This is a genomic window from Halomonas sp. BLK-85, assembly GCF_044792155.1.
Classification (GTDB): domain Bacteria; phylum Pseudomonadota; class Gammaproteobacteria; order Pseudomonadales; family Halomonadaceae; genus Vreelandella.
On sequence record NZ_CP087731.1, the window covers coordinates 1,659,161 to 1,677,485 of the forward strand.

Genomic DNA, 18,325 nt, shown 5'->3' on the forward strand with positions numbered 1-18,325 from the left:
CGATGTTTCAGCCATTGGACAACGGTTAACCGTCAGTGCCATCTACACGGGTGTCTTCCTGCTGGGAATAAATCAACAGCGGCTCACTTTCCCCAGCAATCACAGAGGCTTCAATCACCACCTGAGTGACCCCTTCAAGCGAAGGAATCTCATACATGGTATCAAGCAATACAGATTCAAGGATCGAGCGCAGACCGCGTGCGCCCGTCTTGCGCTCCATTGCTTTTACAGCAACCGCACGCAAGGCATCTTCACGGAAGTCCAGCGTTACCCCTTCCATCTCGAAGAGCTTGGCATACTGTTTGATCAGCGAGTTCTTGGGTTCGGTGAGAATCTGCACCAAGGCATCTTCCGATAGCTCGGTAAGGGTCGCAATCACTGGCAAACGGCCAACAAATTCCGGAATCAACCCGAATTTGACCAGATCATCAGGTTCAACATCCGCCAGAAGCTCACCTACGCCCCGGGTAGAGTCCTTGCTTTTCACACTGGCGTTAAAGCCAATACCGCCTTTTTCGGCACGGTCACGAATGACTTTATCCAGACCCGCAAAGGCACCGCCTACAATAAACAGGATATTGGCAGTATTTACCTGAACAAATTCCTGTTGAGGATGCTTGCGCCCCCCTTGGGGAGGCACCGAGGCCGTAGTGCCCTCAATCAGCTTCAGCAGCGCCTGCTGCACCCCTTCACCTGATACATCGCGGGTAATGGAGGGGTTATCCGATTTGCGTGAAATCTTGTCGATCTCATCAATGTAGACAATACCGCGCTCGGCCTTGTCGACATCGTAATCACACTTCTGAAGCAGTTTCTGAATGATGTTTTCAACATCTTCGCCGACGTAGCCGGCTTCCGTCAGCGTGGTCGCATCAGCAATCGTGAACGGCACATTCAATAACCGTGCCATGGTTTCAGCCAGCAGGGTCTTGCCACTGCCGGTTGGGCCAATCAACAGAATATTGGACTTGCTGAGCTCGACGTTGCCTTCGCGGACTTCAGATTTCAACCGCTTGTAGTGGTTATATACCGCCACTGAAAGCACCATCTTGGCGCGGTCTTGCCCAATGACGTAATCGTCCAGAGTGTGACGAATTTCACGAGGCGTTGGAAGGCGCTCATCGTCGCTTCCGGCGTCGGCTTCGAGCACCTCCTCGCGAATAATGTCGTTACAAAGATCGACACACTCATCGCAGATATATACGGACGGACCGGCAATCAGTTTACGAACTTCATTCTGGTTCTTGCCACAGAATGAGCAGTAAAGCAGCTTGTCGCCCTCGTCCTTGCCTTTGCCGTCGGCCATTCGCGTACCTCTGTCACGTTGGCGGCTTGCAGCCGCCGAAAAACTTGTCTGAAAACGCTATCATTTTGTGCAAGCACTAAAGGATCACGCTATCAGGATGTAGGCCGCTTATCCAGAACCGCATCAATCAGGCCATATTTCTGTGCCTGATCAGCATTCATAAAGTTATCGCGGTCGGTATCGCGTGAGACTGTCTCAATATCCTGGCCAGTGTGGTGGGCAAGAATCTGGTTGAGCCTGTCACGGATACCCAGGATTTCGCGTGTGTGGATTTCAATATCGGATGCCTGACCCTGATAACCGCCCAGTGGCTGGTGGATCATCATGCGGGAATTCGGGAGGCAGAAGCGTTTTTCTGCAGCACCGCCCGCCAGCAAGAGTGCGCCCATACTGGCCGCCTGGCCGATACACACTGTGGAGACATCTGGCCGAACAAATTGCATGGTGTCGTAAATCGACATACCGGCCGTTACCGAGCCACCTGGCGAGTTGATGTACAGGTGGATATCCTTGTCCGGGTTCTCCGACTCAAGAAAGAGCAACTGTGCCACCACAAGATTGGCCGTGTAGTCTTCTACTGGGCCAACCAGAAAGATTACCCGTTCTTTCAGCAAGCGCGAGTAGATATCGTAGGCACGTTCCCCTTTGGCGCTTTGTTCAACCACCATGGGCACTAAGCCACCGGCATTCTGAATATCAAATTCACTCATTCGGGTGATCCTTGCGTCCGATCAGGGAAAGGTGCGCCGCTCGCGACGCACCTGCGCGTAAAGTCGCTTTCAAGATAAACGTATGCGGCCAGGTAAAACAACATTAAACCGCATAGAATATATCTATCAGCTTATCAGGCGCTTGCGTTTTCGTCTTGCTCTTCATCCGCCTCATCTTGCTGCTGAGCTGCTGCCAATACCGCCTGGTAGGACATTTCAACGTCTTTGACGCTTGCCTGTTCGAGCAGCTGGCCAACCGCTTTCTCTTCGAGAATCGCTGATTTGACCTGGGTCTTGAGCTGATCATTGGACATGTAGTATTCAACAACCTGCTCAGGCTCCTGATACTGCTCAGCAAGTTCTGCCACTTTGGCCTTGATTTCATCATCGCTGGCCTCAAGCGCATTCGCCTTGATCACCTCAGCCAGCAGCAAACCGACCTGCACACGCCCCTTGGCCTGCTCGGCAAACAGCTCATTTGGAAGCTGGCTGACATCAAAGTCTTCCCCCAGACCAAACTGCTGCGCTGCCTGACGCTTCATGCCGTCAGTTTCTTGCTGAACCAGTGCGGCAGGTACCGGGATTTCATTGGCTTTCTGCAAAGCATCCAGCACTTGCTGCTTCACGCGGTTATCAACTGCCTGAGAGGCTTCACGCGTCATATTCTTCTTGATTTCAGCGCGGAACTGGGCTTCATCGCCTCCTTCCACACCGAAGCGTTCAATAAAGGCTGCATCAACTTCCGGCAGCTCCTGGGCACTGACAGAATGGACTTTCACCTTGAAGGTGGCCTCTTTACCGGCCAGATTCTCGGCCTGGTAATCGTCCGGGAAAGTGACGTTCAAGGTTTTTTCCTCTCCCGCCGTTGCACCGATCAACTGTTCTTCAAAGCCGGGAATGAAACTGTTCGAACCCAGCACCAGCTCATGGCCTTCAGCACTCCCGCCTTCAAAGGGTTCATCATCAATAAAACCCTGAAAATCGATCTTGAGCTGGTCACCGTCGGCAGCCGCGCGGTCAACCTCTACCCAGTCAGCGTTCTGCTTACGCAGGGTCTCGATCATTTCATCAACATCGGCTTCCGTTACCTCGACCACCGGGCGCTCAACCTCGGTGCCCTCGATAGACGCAAGCTCGACCTCAGGATAGATTTCCATGGTCGCAATGAACTCAAGGTCTTTACCGGCTTCGTTAACGGTCGCTTCAATCTGCGGGTAGCCAGCAGGATTAAGCGCCTGCTCAGTAATCGCCCGCACGTAGCGTTCGCGCATCACCTCGCCCACAACTTCGTTGCGAACATCGTGACCGTAACGCTGGTGAACCACAGCCATAGGCACCCGGCCCTTGCGGAAACCGTTCAGGCGAACGTTTTTCGCGGTTTCTTTCAAGCGAGCGTTGACGGCCTCATCGATGTCTGCTGCCGGCACCTGAATGGTGATGCGGCGTTCAATCTGGGAGGGCGTCTCGACGGAAACTTGCATGAATTGTCCTCTAGCGGCTGTGCGTTTTGTGAGTTAGAAAAATGTTATTCAAGGGGGCAATTTTAAGAACCCTGGCGCATGGTGGCAAGCACCTTACGCCCTAGATGAGGGCTGGACGCAGAAAAACAAGCCCTTTTTGTCGCCAAGCCATGGTTTTATCTCAACTAACTTATTTTTTGGGCATTCTGACAGCCAATCCTTTCATGCGGGACTGAAGGCTGTGAGAGGCGAATGCTGGCTGCAAAACAATGAGTATTGGCGTTCAAGGGGGTATGCATGAAACAGCCCCTGGACGCCAGGACATTCAGCGGTGAGGGGCTGGGGAGGAAGACTGCCCGGACTGAGGGCAAGCGGCAGCATCAGTCATGGGAGCACATTACTCAGAGCTCAAAGGTTTACGCCACAGGTTCAGGGCATGCAGAAGAAGCCCAAGAGTGGTGCCATTGGAAATCAACTCCTGCCAGCTGAACCAATCGCTGGTAAGACTGTGCCACAAGGCCATGACGGCAAGCCCAGCGGCCATTGCCAACAGCAAGGACTTGAGCAGCGATGGTAAACGCTGTCGGGCAGCAGTGCTCAACATCTTGATATTGATTGCCATTACAACAGCCACAATGACGATCGCCAGACCGATCAGGGTCTGACGAGTCTCAAGGTCATTGACAATAAAACGTGGCAATGCTGCCAGCATGACGACACAAAGGCCTATCCCCACACTGACTCGCTCGGGTGTTGCCGGCGCCATTATGAGGCAACCTTCAGGTTTTCTGCCTCAATCCAGCTTTCTACCCAGGGAATTGCAGCATCATCCGCCATAAAGGTTTCCATGGCGTCGATTTCCAGGCGATCGCCCAGACGCTGTGCACCATGATCCTGCAAAAGCGCATCAAGCGCCCGGCCGGCACCACAGTAAGTCTCACCGTAAGAGCTGTCGCCCAGGGCGATAAGCCCGTAGCGCAAATGAGTCAATGCCGGACTCTGCTCCTTGATGGCGCGCGCAAAATTGACAAAATTACCCGGAAAATCGCCACTGCCCGTCGTGGACACACAAAAAAGTGACAGGCTATCGGGAGACTCTGACAGATCACTCAACATGGGCTGCTCGGATATGCTGACGGTATAGCCTGCCTCTTCAAACAGGGGCTTGACCTGCTCCGCAACATCAAGTGCACCGCCATACATGGTACCCACCAGAATATTGACGTTAGGCATCATCACTCCTCATGTAAATGCATGTCATACAGGTCGATGGACGTGCGCAGTGCGTTAGAATAGCACCTTGCATGAAGATGTCCTCACCAGCTGTAAAGCTCATCGGATGCCTGCCGCGTAATGTCAGTCGACAAATACCCGATGAATTTGGTCAAATATTATCATACCTATATGAAATGACGCACGTTTCATTGACGCACTTCTTTTTACCGATTAACCCAAGGAATCATCATGCAGCAAACCTTTGAAGCCTGGATCACGCCGCTCATGATTGGCGGCTTGATCATCTTCATGTGCTTTATTATCTGGGATCTCGCCAAACAGTCCAATGCTGGCAGGTTTGGCACCCTGATGCTGTTTATCGTGCTCGGCGCCGGCATGCTCGGCTATGTCATCAAGGTCATTATTACCTGGTTGATTGAAAGCAATGGGGGTGCCTGACCCACCTGATAACACAGACCCTGGCACTCCACCTTCAGCACTTATTTTTTATCATGTATTAACAATTATCCACACGTTTTCAGATTTTCGCCAACGATCGACCTCGAAGCAATAGTCAGAGTAGATCACGAACTGCTAAGATAATTATCCAGTATTGGATATGCCTAAAAGGAATAGAGATGTCTCTACTGGTGTCGCTATTGAAAAGCGTCAATGCCCCGCAGATGGGGCTTGGCTGTATGAACCTCTCCCATGGCTATGGCCAGCCAGTCGCTGACGCGGATGGCATTCGTGTACTGGATGCCGCTTTTGACATGGGATATCGGCATTTCGACACCGCCACACTCTACGGCGCCACCGCCAACGAGCGGCTGGTTGGTCGTGCCCTGGCAGACAAGCGTCACTCACTCGTATTGGCCAGCAAATGTGGCATGGCCATTGATCCGGCCACAGGCAAAAAAATTATTGACGGCCACCCTGCTACCCTCAGACGCCAGTGTGAAGATAGCCTTCGCCGCCTGAAAACCTATCACCTGGATCTCTATTATCTGCACCGCTGGGATAAAAGCGTACCCATCGAAGAAAGTGTCGGTGAACTGGGCAGGCTGGTAGATGAAGGGAAGATTCGCACCATTGGTCTTTCAGAAGTATCCGCCGGCACCCTGAAGCGCGCTCATGCAGAGCACCCGATTTCAGCCGTGCAATCCGAATATTCACTTTGGACGCGCAATCCCGAGATCGCCATTCTCCAGGCCTGCCGTGAACGGGAAGTGGCCTTCGTGGCTTTCAGCCCTCTGGGTCGTGGTTTTCTGAGCGGTGCCATCAAGCATGAAGATGCGCTGGAAGAAGGCGATATGCGCCGCCATCTGCCGCGCTTTAATGGCACTAATCTGACGCACAACCTGCAGCGCCTTGATGCTTTCAAGGCGCTTGCCTCACAGTGGAAGCTTCCGATCAGCCAGTTGGCGCTGGCCTGGTTGCAGGCTCAGGGCGATGATATCTTTCCAATTCCAGGCAGCCGCTCTATTGCCCACATCCGCGAAAACCTCGGCGCCTGCATGCTCACGCTTGAGCCCGCCATTCTCGACAAACTGGGCACACTGTTCAGTCCTGAAACAGTCGCTGGCGATCGTTACACGTCCGAACAGCTGGCTGAAGTTGATACCGAGCAATTCTGAGAAACGATCAGCGTCGACACAGGCCCTTCGCCAACCAGCGTAACCGCCATATTCGCAGGCACGCGTCAACTTGCCACAGTGTCCTTGTCTGGGGTTTGCTGCTGAATAGGCTATGGTGGCTGGCATAACGATAACGTCAGGGTTTTTTATGCATCCCCAACATGCGTCATTGCACAATGAGCTACACGCCAGGCCCTCGATTTATTTTGATGGCCCCGCCAATCTTCATCATTTTGCGTTTCTGCAAGAAAACGGCGACCGTTCGGCACTGCTCAACCAGCTTTCAGATGTCATTGGACAGCCCATGGCGTCATCAGCCGCTCAACAGATTCTACAATGTGGCGATATCACCCTGAAGTGGGAACAGCATACCGAGTTTTTTACCCTGACCGTCAAACACCCGGCCAGGACTGATGGCCCTTTATGGCCTTCCCCGCCCGCATTGCTGGAAAACTTCCTTGAGGAAAATGCCAACACTATTGTCAGCGCCACCGTTTTACGGGTAGAGGACTCTCACCAATGGGCCGGCAGCATCGAACACTACGGCTTTAACTATCCGTCAGGTTCACGGGTAGGCAGCGGTGATGCCACCGTCTGGAGCGATTTCCAACTCACCAATGACAGCACCAACCGGCTGTTGCTGATCAATCACGGTCTGGACCGCTTTCGCCTGGGCCGCATGGCGCGCCGGCTGTTTGATATTGAAACCTACCGCATCATGGCCATGCTGGCCCTGCCCGTCGCCAAAAACCTTAGCCGCGAACTGGAAGAATATGAAGCCTCGCTGAACCGTCTTTCAACACAACATGCTGAAAATCAACAGGCCAATCCGGAACCGCTTCTCAAGGAACTGACCGGGCTTTCCGCCCAGCTCGAACGCTGCGGAGCCCAGACACGCAAACGCTTCAGCGCCACTGACGCCTATTCCCGCATTGTGCTGGCTCGCGTGGATGAGCTTCGTGAGGAGCGGGTGGGAAATTATCCGCGCCTGGGGATGTTCATTTTACGCCGATTTCAACCCGCCGTGCGCTACTGTACCGCCATGAACCAGCGCCTCGACAACCTGGCCGCCAGTGCGGCACGCCTGAACGATCTGTTAAGAACGCGGACACAGGTAGAAATCGAAGCGCAGAACTCGGCTATTCTCTCCAGCATGAGTGAACGCGCTGAAAGCCAGCTGAAGATACAGAAAGCCGTCGAAGGGCTGTCAATTATCGTCATCAGCTATTATCTGTTCAGCCTGTTCAAGCTTGGCCTGCAGAGCCTGACTGCGCTTGGCTATGACATCCCCCCCACCACTGCTGCCATGGTGCTGGTGCCACTGGCGACCTTTATACTCGGCGGCCTCACCTGGCATATCTGGCGGGTCAAACAGCATTAATCTTTATCAATCAAGCTGGAAAAGGCTATAAGTTGATTGGCCAAATATGACTCAATCATTTTTCAATATCATCCGCGTTCATCAGTACCCCTGGCCAAGCCATCATGAACGGCGGGTGTGATCTTTCCACTTACAGCCGCTGAAAGAGCCAGTGGTCGGGTTCAATATCCTTCATACAATCGACTCTACCTTGAACCCAGAAACGCGGGTAATAGCTGAGTCTTGTTCCATCAGTGACACACTGGGAGACAGGAGCATCTGACAAACGGTGAAGTGCGGCACCTGCAAACACCTGATAGCAAAACACTAACATCAGGATGGCCCAGACCAGGGTTGCTCTTACAGGCCGTATGTCAAGGGTACTCGGTTGTGGTAATGCTCCACCTGGCCTGAAGCCCACCGCTAAACCGATGACCAGTACCAGTACAAGAGCACTTACCGGCATGATCTGGGCACCGGCGAACTGAACGTTCACCATCACACTGATAAAAGCGAGTACCAAGCAGGTATAGAGTGGTTTTTCCTTCTCGGATAAGTGCTGCACACGCTTGCGAATAACCCAGCTGATACGTACCAGGATACCCAGCAGGGTCAGCGCTAGAGGCAAACCCCATTCGGCGGCAATGTTCAGCAACAGATTATGTGCACTGGCACTACGGTACTCTCCATCGGCCGCAAACCCCATGGGACCGAGCCCCAAGGGAAATTGTTGCCAGGCATAGCGCAAGGCATCGGACCATAACGCCATACGCCCACTGCTGGAGGCGATATCGCGCAGAAAAGGTGACTCTGCCCCTTCTACAACCAGAGGGTTAAGCAACCACCACCCCAAGAGCCCGCAAAAACCCGCCAGCGCCAGCGTAAATACAGGCAACCGGGCAGCACGACCAAAAAGCACAAGAACTACCACGCTCCCGAACACTAGCCCTAACAGGGCAGCACGACTTTCAGACACCCACAGCAACCACCACCAGACACTTAACGGAAGGGCTAAAAGCATCGCAGCTAACCAGGATGTACGCGGTCTCACTACGATATACAGGAGCGACAATGGCATCATGCCTGCGGCAACATCAGCAAAAAAGCGTACATTATCGAAGCCTAGGCTAAAATCATGAAGATCACCGAAATCCCATATAAGGCTTACGTAAACGATTGAATGCGCACTATAAAACAAGATAAATACAGCACACACAGCGGCCAGAAAACGCCAACCGCGGTTATCAAGAAAAGGCACTGCAGCCGCTATAACCAGAATCAATCCCAAAAGCATCGCCAGGTAGCTGAACTCAAGCAGTGCCACCCCGGGCATCGGCGAAAAGACTAGCGCGGCAATGATCAACGCGGCAACAGCAATAGTCACTATGCGCCGATAACCCTGCCACCAAACAAGTAACTGGGCGTAGACACCACGCCGAAGGAGTAACCCTGTCACCAGTAAAAACGCACCGCTTAGCTGCCATTGCGCGACTCTTTGCGGGTCATAAAATAAATAATGCAGCTGCCATGGCACCATCACCGCCATCGCAAGACCCACAACAAACAGCGCAATTGAGGCGGTCACAAGGTTTTTTCTGGAACGATAGGTTAAGGACACAGACTTATTCTCAGCGGTGAAAACAGGCGACTGGATTGCGGAACATAACCGTATTATTAGGCTAGTAATCCTTGTTGTCAGCGCTCCACAGCACTCTGGCCACGCCATTATGAACGGCAGGTGTGGTGACCAGCAGATGCTCTCCGCAGAGGTCAGGGGGTATGCTGTCTGGCACCGGGTACAGATGATCCACAGTTGCACCGGCTTCCCGGGCGATTACCCAGCCGGCGACGAAATCCCAGGGCGAGACGCTTTCGTAATAGGCATCCAGCCTTCCGCAGGCTACATCGCACAGGTCGAGCGCGGCAGAGCCGTTACGGCGGATATCCTGGCAGTGGGTCAAGACCGCGCCAAAGCGTTTGAGTAGCGCCACGCGGGCGTTTTTCTGATAGGGAAACCCCGTGCCCACCAGGGTACGCTCAAGCGCGGTTTCACCGCTGGGTTGAATCGGCTTGCCGTTGCAGCTTGCCCCCAGCCCTTCGGCGGCGGCAAAGGTTTCACCCAGAAAGGGCGCGTGAACCACCCCCACTTTGCCAATACCCTCTTCCAGCCAGCCAATCGACACCGCCACATGGTGCTGGCCCTGAGCAAAATTCACCGTGCCATCAATCGGGTCAATTACCCATAGCGCCGGCGCCTTGACCGCCTGAGCCTGCTGGGGAGAAAGCTCTTCGGATAAACGCGCCTCACCGGGAAACGCCTCTTCCAGCCGCTGGCCAATCAGCTTATCGACGGCTACATCCACATCCGTGACCAGCTCATCACCGCCTTTCATGCTTCTACTGAAGGTCTGATCCTCACGGGCTTTGAGAATCAACCGCCCGGCTTCCTCGGCGATGGCAATGGTGGTGGTGAGGCGTTGATGAAGCGAGAACAATTTCATAAAACAAACTCATTTCAATAATTTAAAAGATATAAAAACTTGCGCGCTTTGAATTGGATAACTAGACTTACTCCTCGAAACCAATCTCCCACCTGGTTGTTTCAAACTCTTCATCACTGCCATCTCCAGCTGCCACTAAAAATATATCGTCAAAGTCACTGGAAACTGGTCTCTTAAACTTAAACTCTTTGCTTCCTTTCGTTTCTATATCCACCTCACCTTGGGCAATTATACTACCAATAAATAGTCCAGCGCTACCTCTAAGCTCTATCTCAACTTCATCCTGTGAATAAAACCATCCTGAAGAATTGTCATTGCCTCTAAACTCTAACTCTATCTCTTCCTTAGCTATAATAAAAGAATCAACAATATCAACAGTATCTCCGCTTTCAACTTCACCTTTAGAAATAAGAGTCATATTCCTAAATATTGTATTTTTATCAAAATAAATATCTCCCTCCGCTACCACTGTGGCATTTTTATACTCCCCCTTTGAAAAAGTGAGATCATCGTCGCAATAGTAAACACCACCTTCTGACACATCGCCTTCCTCCAACTCACAATCATCATCACCCAAATCAACAAATTCATCCTTTTCTTTATAACCATCAAAGTAAGCGTCAAAATCAAAGGATGGGAGGTCAACATCTCTACCGTCGCTCTCATCCGTGCAAATACCATTACAGCTGAATTTTTTTTCTTTTTCCAGCTCAAACTCTCCATTAGCGTGTAGGGCACCTGTAAAATCAAAGTTTGAGTTGTTGTCTATTTCTATATCATCACCTGACAAAACACCAAATCCACTTGACTTTCTTTCAACTCCTGCAAAAACATAATCACTGACAGCAAGTGATGTTTCTGCACCGCCTAAAAAAGACCCAAGGCCAGCAACAAAGTCTTCGCCAGTATAAAAAAAGCAATTTACCCTATCACTGCATTGATCATCAGAAGCTATTTCTTTAAATTCATCGAGAGTCATTTTACTGATCTGTTTACGAGAATAATTTGTATCCGGTGAAAAATCAATCAAACCTGATGACACTGCATTCTCTGCGCCTGTAAACGCTTTAGACGTAGCTCGATAATTTCCAGCCAAGCGCTCATCAATATAGGAAGCATTCATCCCTGAAACACCGACTATCATGCCACCTGCCAGTAATGACATAACCAAGACAAGAGCAACTCCTTTTTGCCTCTCCTTAGGTTGTACCTTTTCCATAATTTGATACCTCATGTGCTGGCCTTAAACCAGTGAGCTAGCAAGTTGGACGATAACAAGTTTGACACCTCGTACTTATTTTCATGGTGCATTGCATTTTGCTCTATCAGGCTTAAACTTACCGCTTCCGTTGTAGCATCTGTCGTTATAGATTTTCGTACCGTCTATATAAAAACCTTCATCATCAGGGTCAGGGGTCTTTTCACTACCTGTATCATCACCTGTATTATCACCTGTATCACTTTCAGGAAACACAGCATTTCTGTTCATAACTTTAAAACTAATTTCATCCTGACTGTCTTTAACAGCAGGAAATATCAATATCACTTCATAGAAGCCATCTTCTTCTTTAGGAGGAAAATAGTCGCAAGCGTCATCTTTTGGCAACAGGCCATCAATTATAACTTTTTTATCATCATTTATTATTTCACAGAACTCACCTGCTTCTCTCATATCATAAATATCTCGACCCTGCCGATAGCTATTGGCAAGAACATGCGCAGAAAAGACAACTGCCTCTTGGTTACGACTGATCACCTCAACTTGTTTATAAGTATCTAATGTCACCAAAAATAATTGGCCAGCGCCAATAACAACCAAGGTGCCTACTGCAAGAGCAACCAGCAACTCCACTAATGAAAAGCCTTTTGATTTTTTTTTCATTCTTTATCTCGCAGATCTGGCAAGCGAATATTATTGAATGAAAGCGGCTCTTCCGTAGCAGTTATGCTTACAGAAAACTCACACTCCTCAGCATCTTCACTATCTTCTAGATCAAGGCTATAAGTCTGTATACGTAATAAAGGTGAATTAGGTGAGTCATCAGCATTAAACCAATTATCTATCCAAGCCTCTCTAATTTCTGTCAATACTGAACTGTTAATAGTTGTACAGTCTCTATCTTTAACTAACCTCGCCCATAACCTTTCCTGAGCATCCACTGCTGCCAGTGTTGCAACAGATTCCAGGTAGCTATTCTGGGCACTGATAAGTGCCTTGGTTTGCATACCGGCCATGCCGATCAGGCCGACTGACAACACCAAAAGTGCAATCAGGGCTTCTATCAGACTGAAACCTTCCTGGCGTTTAATCACTGCGGACACCTCCAGCCGGGGTAATCCTGATAACTTTTTTATCTTCTTTACCCAATCGGGAATGGATCAACTCTATTTGGCAAGGGCAGCTCTGAGCCGCCCCCAAAAAGTCAAAACTCACACTGGAAGTTCCGCTCAGCGATACGGCAGCTTGCCGGCCAATGGCAATTCGCAAGACGTCATCAGTGCTAACCTCAATCCTCCACAGGCTGTTCTGTGATATCTCGGCAGTCACCTCTTCGCGCCGCTTTATCGCCTCACTGCGGGCAAAGCTGAGCATGGATACCACCTCGATGACATCGCTACGCAGCTGCTGGCGGGCAAGGAAACCCGAAAAGGAAGGCACGGCTATCGACGCCAGAATGCCGGCCACCACAATTGCTAACAGCAGCTCCAGCAGGGTAAAGCCTTGGATACGATGATTTCGGGAATTGAAATTCATTTGTGAATGCCACTCAGCAAATAACAATAAAAATTTACATCTAGGCATATCAAGTTTAAATTATGAAAGATAACTGGACGATGATAATTGGAGATTACCGTTATAAACATTAAACACTTCTATATAAAACCGAAATTCTCATACTGCATATAAGTCACAGAATAATATCCGAGATAAAAGACTGATCAAACTAGTTAGTAAACCAATTTTTAAAAAGAGCAATAAAAAAATGGCTGAAAGAATCGGCAAAAAATGATTGACACTATCAGCCATTGGCATTATGGAGTTTCTTATACTAAGAATTATGAGTTCACTGAAATATTTACTGTAAAAGTATCATCAGTCCTTCGCGGAGTAGCTTCTAGCTCATTACCATCATTATCAGCAAATTCGAGAGTTTTACAAACGTTATCATCAACGTTATCACCATCATTCCAGTGATCTTCTACTTCATTATTTTCATCGTCACCATCTATTCTTGCTGCTGCTATGGCGCTAGCAACGCTTCGAGCTTCGCTTCTGCAAGCGTTTTTATCTGCTGTATCTAGATAACTGCCATATTGAGGAACTGCGACTGCTGCCAGAACACCAATGATGGCGACCACAATCAGCAGCTCGATCAGGGTGAAGCCGCTTTGGCGTAGGCGGCGGGTGTTACAGAATTGTTGCTTTTGCATGTATAGATCTCCAGGGGATGGAAAGACGACAACGTTAATATATATTAACGTAACCAAAATACTGTAGAATTTCAATTTATTTCGGTTGTCAGCTCCGTTGCCATTGGAAACATTCCCGAACGCGTGCGGTTTACAAATCGAGTATGGTACAAAAGGGACCATCATGCCTCCTTAAAAGGTATCACCATGAGCCAGGACCACGAATCAACCCTTAGCCACGCGGCCGCGCGGGGTGGCCTGCGGGGCATTGCCTTGCGTCTGGTCAAGCATGGCCTGCTGTCCAACGACCAGGCCATCAGCGCCGAAGCTGCGGCTATCCGCCATGATGTCTCCATTCTGCGCCACGTGATTGATAACGGCCTGGTAAAAGCCGAAGACGCCGCTACCGCCGCCGGTTGGGAATATGGCCTGCCAGTGATTGATCTGGATGCGGTGCGCATCAGCTCGCTCCCCCCGGTAGTGGATTACCCGGTGCGCCTGCTGCGGCAACTGAGTGTGCTGCCACTGGTCCGCCACGGCCACCGCCTGACGGTTGCCGTGCCCTACCCTGCCACCCTGACAGAGCTGGATGAACTGCAGTTTGCCACCGGCCTCAGCGTTGAAGGAGTACTGGCACCGGTTGACCAGCTGAGAGTCACACTCGAGGACTATCTGGCCCAGAATGAAGCCAGCATGATGGATGAGCTCGACGGCGTGGATGATTCCGTCTCGGCATTGAGCTTTGCCCAGGACGACGACCCGGCTGACGTACCCCTGGATGAACTCGAAGCTGAAAATGACGATGCGCCTATCGTCAAGTTCGTCAACAAGATCATGCTGGATGCCATTCGCCGCGGTGCTTCGGATATACACTTCGAACCCTATGAATCGCAGTTTCGGGTGCGCTTCAGGGTTGATGGTATGCTGATCGAGATTGCCCGGCCGCCTTTCACCATGCGCAATCGCATTGCAGCACGTCTGAAGATCATGTCGCGCATGGATATCTCCGAGCGGCGCCTGCCCCAGGATGGCGCCATGAAACTCCAGCTCTCCCGCTCCCGCTCGCTGGATTTCCGTGTGAACACCATGCCCACCGTCTACGGTGAAAAAATTGTCATGCGTCTGCTGGACCCGGCAGCCGCGCAAATGGGCATTGATCATCTGGGTTTTACCCCCACCCAGCGGGAATATTATGAAAAAGCCCTTGGGCAACCTCAGGGGATCATTCTGGTGACCGGGCCCACGGGGAGTGGCAAGACAGTATCGCTATACACGGGCATCAATATTCTCAACCAGACCCAGCGCAATATCTGCACCGCTGAAGACCCGGTGGAAATCAAGGTACCCGGCATCAATCAGGTGAACGTGCTGCCCAAGATAGGGCTGAACTTTGCCCAGGCACTGCGCGCCTTTCTCCGCCAGGACCCGGATGTCATCATGGTGGGCGAGATACGCGACCTGGAAACCGCTGATATTGCCATCAAGGCATCACAGACCGGTCACCTGGTACTCTCGACCGTGCATACCAACTCGGCGGCAGAAACCTTGACGCGCCTTTCCAATATGGGCGTGACCACCTTTAACATTGCCAGTGCCGTCAGCCTGATTATTGCCCAGCGCCTGGCACGCAAACTCTGCAACAACTGCAAGACGCCCATCGAGATACCCGAACAGGCGCTACGCCATGAAGGTTTCAGCGATGAGCAGATTGCCAGGGCGACGCTTTACGCCGCGAATGGCTGTAAGCAGTGTACCCAGGGTTACAAGGGGCGCACCGGGGTCTATGAAGTGGTCCCGATTGGTGATGCCCTGAGCGAACTGATCATGCGTGATGCCAACGCCATTGACATTGACCGTCAGATGCGTCTGGAAGGCCACTTCAACCTGCGCACCAGCGGGCTGATGAAGGTCATGGAAGGCACTACCAGCCTGGAAGAAATCAACCGCATTACCCGCGAATAACGCATAGAGACAACAACATGGCGACCAAGAAAAAAGCCCGTCCGGAAATTCAGCTCTACCGCTTCAAATGGCAAGGGTCAGATGAGTCCGGCCGCAGGCTGAGCGGTGAGCTGGTCAGCCGAAGCCAGGCAGCCGTGCAGGATGAACTGCAGAAACACAGAATAAAGGTCAAGCGGGTTCGCAAGAAAGGCTCGCTGTCTACCCGCGGCCGGATCAACGCCAGGGATATCACCGTCTTTACCCGCCAGATGGCGACCATGATCCGTGCCGGCATCCCCATGTTGCAGTCTCTTGAAGTGGTCTCGGAAAGTGTCAAGAAGCCCAGTATGGTCCGGCTGTTGCAGGACCTGGCCAATGATGTCTCCTCCGGGTCGAGTTTTTCCGAAGCGCTGCGACGCCATCCCCGCCACTTTGACCGCCTCTTCGTTAACCTGGTGGATGCCGGTGAGCAGTCTGGCTCGCTGGACCAGATGCTCGACCGAGTGGCCAGTTACAAGGAGAAAGTCGAATCCCTCAAGGGGCGGGTCAAGAAAGCCCTGTGGTACCCGGCGGCCGTGTTACTGGTGGGCCTTGGGGTGACGTCCTTGCTGCTGGTCAAGGTCGTGCCGGAATTTGAAAGCATGTTTGCAGGCTTTGGCGGCGAGCTACCCGCCATGACCCAGGCAACCATCCGCCTGTCTGACGCCGCCCAGGCCTATTGGCTTCATGCCCTGAGTGCCATTGTCGGCGCGATATACCTGCTGCGTACGGCCATGCGCCGTTCTGCCAAGGTGACCTATCGGGTGCATTCCATGATGCTGCACATGCCGATTCTTGGCGACATTCTGCACAAGTCGGCCGTCTCGCGTTTCACCCGCACGGTGGCCACGACCTACTCGGCCGGGGTGCCCTTGATCGAGGGGCTGTCCACCGCGGCGGGAGCCACCGGCAATGCCGTCTATGAACGCGCGGTGGAACAGGTGCGCCATGATGTAGCGACCGGGCAACCGCTGCATTTTGCCATGCGCATGACCAACCAGTTTCCGGCACTGGCTATTCAGATGGTCAGCATCGGCGAGGAATCCGGCGCTCTGGATGCCATGCTCAGCCGGGTCGCGGACTATTTCGAGGAAGAAGTTGATAACAAGGTGGACGCCCTGACCTCGTTGATGGAACCTGTTGTCATCGTGGTACTGGGCGTTCTCGTGGGCGGTGTCATTGTCTCCATGTACCTGCCGATTTTCGAGATCGGGACAGCGCTTTAGTGGTGAGTGGTGAGTGGTGAGTGGTGAATTCAATGTTTGAAAATTCAACTGGAGAATTATGTTTATCTGGCTGCTGGTTCTGATGGTCGGGCTGTGTGTGGGGAGCTTTCTGAATGTGGTGATTACCCGCCTGCCGGTAATGCTGATGCAGGCGTGGCGCAATGAGGCGCTGGCAGCGCTTGAGCAGCCTGAAGAGGTACAGGAGCGCTTCAATCTTGTCTGGCCGGGTTCGCTATGCCCCGCCTGTCGCACGCCGATCAGATGGCACGATAACCTGCCGCTGATTGGCTGGTTGAAACGCCGTGGGCACTGTGCAACCTGCCATGGGCGCATCAGCCCTCAGTATCCACTGGTTGAGCTGGCCGGCGGTATCATTGCGCTGGTAGTGATCGCCCTGTTCGGACTTACCTGGCAGGCACTGTTCATTGCCGCTGCCTGTTATACCCTGCTGACCATGGCGGTCATCGACCTGCGCACCCAGCTGTTACCGGACATCCTGACGCTGCCGCTTCTATGGGCCGGCCTGCTTTATCAATTGCTGTTCCAGCCGATAATGCTGCCTGCTGCAGTGATCGGCGCCATGACAGGCTACCTGGTGCTTTGGAGCGTTTACTGGCTATTCAAACTGGTCACGGGTAAGGATGGCATGGGCTATGGTGACTTCAAACTGCTCGCCGCCCTGGGGGCCTGGGTTGGTTGGCAGACCCTGCCGCTGGTGTTGATCATTGCGGCTGGCCTGGGCGCGCTTTTTGGTATTGCCTGGCAGCTGGTGCGAAAAGACCAGCGCGGCATGCCGATGCCTTTTGGGCCTTTTCTGGCCCTTGGCGGCTGGGTCGCCCTGCTGATGGGTGATTCCCTGATAGCGCTGTATCTGACCGCCACAGGCGTTTAAAGGAGATGGCTCAATGATAGTTGGCTTGACCGGCGGGATCGGTTCAGGAAAATCCACCGTTGCCCGCGCCTTTGGTGAACGCGGCATCCCCTGGGTAGATGCTGATGACGTGGCGCGGGAGATCGTTGCCCCGGGGGAACCTGCGCTGGCGGCCATTCGCGAGCGCCATGGTGAGGCTGTCATCCACCCGGATGGCAGCCTGAACCGGGCCGCCCTGCGCGAGATTATCTTCAACCACCCACACGAACGCGCCTGGCTGGAAGGCGTGACGCACCCCAGAGTGCGTGAACGTCTGCTTGAACATCTACAGCGGCTGTTACAGCAGGGCGCACCTTATGTGCTGCTGGTCTCACCGCTGCTGTTCGAATCCGGCCAGCAGGCGCTGGTAGATATTACGGTGGTGGTAGATATCCCCGAGTCATTGCAATTAAGCCGCACCCTGGCTCGGGATGGGGTGAGTGAACAGCAGGTGCATGCTATTCTTGAAGCTCAGATGCCGCGTAGAGAACGCCTGGCGCGGGCAGATGAAGTCATTGACAACCAGCATGACCCGGCGACCCTGCGCGAACAGGTCAGGGCACTGGATGCCAAATGGCGCCAGGCGGCGACACCGACTGACACTTGACA

19 protein-coding genes are annotated in these 18,325 nt (G+C 52.3%); 7 read left to right on the forward strand and 12 right to left on the reverse strand.

From position 1 onward, the window contains the following. Nucleotides 1–25: 25 nt before the first annotated feature. The 5 genes from clpX to LL947_RS07495 form a co-directional block, all read right to left on the reverse strand. On the reverse strand, nt 26–1,306 hold the full coding sequence (gene clpX / locus LL947_RS07475) for an ATP-dependent Clp protease ATP-binding subunit ClpX (protein ID WP_290820949.1): 1,281 nt from the start codon (nt 1,304–1,306) through the stop codon (nt 26–28). A gap of 92 nt (nt 1,307–1,398) precedes the next feature. Then, on the reverse strand, nt 1,399–2,016 hold the full coding sequence (gene clpP, locus LL947_RS07480; protein WP_290820947.1) for an ATP-dependent Clp endopeptidase proteolytic subunit ClpP: 618 nt from the start codon (nt 2,014–2,016) through the stop codon (nt 1,399–1,401). 134 nt (nt 2,017–2,150) lie between these two features. Beyond that, nucleotides 2,151–3,497: a trigger factor gene (tig, locus tag LL947_RS07485; RefSeq protein WP_290820945.1), complete on the reverse strand. Its 1,347-nt coding sequence runs from the start codon at nt 3,495–3,497 to the stop codon at nt 2,151–2,153. Nucleotides 3,498–3,873: 376 nt separating this feature from the next. Beyond that, nucleotides 3,874–4,242 carry a hypothetical protein gene (locus LL947_RS07490; protein ID WP_404413298.1) on the reverse strand — a complete coding sequence of 123 codons (369 nt, stop codon included), beginning with the start codon at nt 4,240–4,242 and terminating at the stop codon, nt 3,874–3,876. Continuing rightward, a complete protein-coding gene (locus LL947_RS07495) occupies nt 4,242–4,709 on the reverse strand; it encodes a flavodoxin (RefSeq protein WP_290820942.1) in 468 nt (155 codons plus the stop codon). Before LL947_RS07495 ends, LL947_RS07490 begins: the two co-directional genes overlap by 1 nt. 231 nt (nt 4,710–4,940) lie before the next feature. On the opposite strand from LL947_RS07495, the gene LL947_RS07500 reads away from it, so the two are divergent. The 3 genes from LL947_RS07500 to LL947_RS07510 all read left to right on the forward strand — a co-directional run bounded on the left by LL947_RS07500 (nt 4,941) and on the right by LL947_RS07510 (nt 7,709). Continuing rightward, the gene (locus LL947_RS07500; RefSeq protein ID WP_290820940.1) at nt 4,941–5,150 is read left to right on the forward strand and encodes a DUF2788 domain-containing protein; all 210 of its coding nucleotides are present in this window, start codon (nt 4,941–4,943) and stop codon (nt 5,148–5,150) included. Nucleotides 5,151–5,329: 179 nt separating this feature from the next. Beyond that, a complete protein-coding gene (locus LL947_RS07505) occupies nt 5,330–6,328 on the forward strand; it encodes an aldo/keto reductase (protein ID WP_404413299.1) in 999 nt (332 codons plus the stop codon). A 148-nt stretch (nt 6,329–6,476) separates the two neighbouring features. Then, a complete protein-coding gene (locus LL947_RS07510) occupies nt 6,477–7,709 on the forward strand; it encodes a DUF3422 domain-containing protein (RefSeq protein WP_290820936.1) in 1,233 nt (410 codons plus the stop codon). A gap of 130 nt (nt 7,710–7,839) precedes the next feature. On the opposite strand, the gene LL947_RS07515 is transcribed toward LL947_RS07510, so the two are convergent. The 7 genes from LL947_RS07515 to LL947_RS07545 form a co-directional block, all read right to left on the reverse strand. Then, complete coding sequence (locus LL947_RS07515; protein ID WP_499832826.1) at nt 7,840–9,273, reverse strand: O-antigen ligase family protein; 1,434 nt, start codon at nt 9,271–9,273, stop codon at nt 7,840–7,842. A gap of 94 nt (nt 9,274–9,367) precedes the next feature. Then, the gene (locus tag LL947_RS07520; RefSeq protein ID WP_499832827.1) at nt 9,368–10,189 is read right to left on the reverse strand and encodes an inositol monophosphatase family protein; all 822 of its coding nucleotides are present in this window, start codon (nt 10,187–10,189) and stop codon (nt 9,368–9,370) included. Nucleotides 10,190–10,256: 67 nt separating this feature from the next. After that, nucleotides 10,257–11,408: a pilus assembly PilX family protein gene (locus LL947_RS07525; RefSeq protein WP_499832828.1), complete on the reverse strand. Its 1,152-nt coding sequence runs from the start codon at nt 11,406–11,408 to the stop codon at nt 10,257–10,259. An 81-nt stretch (nt 11,409–11,489) separates the two neighbouring features. After that, nucleotides 11,490–12,071 (reverse strand): PilW family protein, encoded by a 582-nt coding sequence (locus tag LL947_RS07530; protein ID WP_499832829.1) that lies wholly within the window; start codon nt 12,069–12,071, stop codon nt 11,490–11,492. Further along, nucleotides 12,068–12,502: a type IV pilus modification protein PilV gene (gene pilV / locus LL947_RS07535; RefSeq protein ID WP_499832830.1), complete on the reverse strand. Its 435-nt coding sequence runs from the start codon at nt 12,500–12,502 to the stop codon at nt 12,068–12,070. The genes LL947_RS07530 and pilV overlap by 4 nt, the downstream gene beginning before the upstream one ends. Then, the gene (locus LL947_RS07540) at nt 12,495–12,944 is read right to left on the reverse strand and encodes a GspH/FimT family pseudopilin (protein WP_499832831.1); all 450 of its coding nucleotides are present in this window, start codon (nt 12,942–12,944) and stop codon (nt 12,495–12,497) included. Before LL947_RS07540 ends, pilV begins: the two co-directional genes overlap by 8 nt. Before the next feature lie 302 nt (nt 12,945–13,246). Further along, nucleotides 13,247–13,621, reverse strand: coding sequence for a type IV pilin protein (locus tag LL947_RS07545; protein ID WP_499832832.1), 375 nt, complete (start codon nt 13,619–13,621; stop codon nt 13,247–13,249). A 186-nt stretch (nt 13,622–13,807) separates the two neighbouring features. Here LL947_RS07545 and pilB point away from each other — a divergent pair, with 186 nt between their 5' ends. From pilB to coaE, 4 genes are read left to right on the forward strand one after another with little or no spacing between them, the layout of a single operon-like run. Continuing rightward, nucleotides 13,808–15,562: a type IV-A pilus assembly ATPase PilB gene (pilB, locus tag LL947_RS07550; protein WP_499832834.1), complete on the forward strand. Its 1,755-nt coding sequence runs from the start codon at nt 13,808–13,810 to the stop codon at nt 15,560–15,562. Nucleotides 15,563–15,579: 17 nt separating this feature from the next. Then, nucleotides 15,580–16,806, forward strand: coding sequence for a type II secretion system F family protein (locus LL947_RS07555; protein WP_499832835.1), 1,227 nt, complete (start codon nt 15,580–15,582; stop codon nt 16,804–16,806). 58 nt (nt 16,807–16,864) lie between these two features. Continuing rightward, on the forward strand, nt 16,865–17,698 hold the full coding sequence (locus LL947_RS07560; RefSeq protein WP_499832836.1) for a prepilin peptidase: 834 nt from the start codon (nt 16,865–16,867) through the stop codon (nt 17,696–17,698). 13 nt (nt 17,699–17,711) lie between these two features. Then, complete coding sequence (gene coaE / locus LL947_RS07565; protein ID WP_290824126.1) at nt 17,712–18,323, forward strand: dephospho-CoA kinase; 612 nt, start codon at nt 17,712–17,714, stop codon at nt 18,321–18,323. The last annotated feature ends 2 nt before the right edge of the window (nt 18,324–18,325 follow it).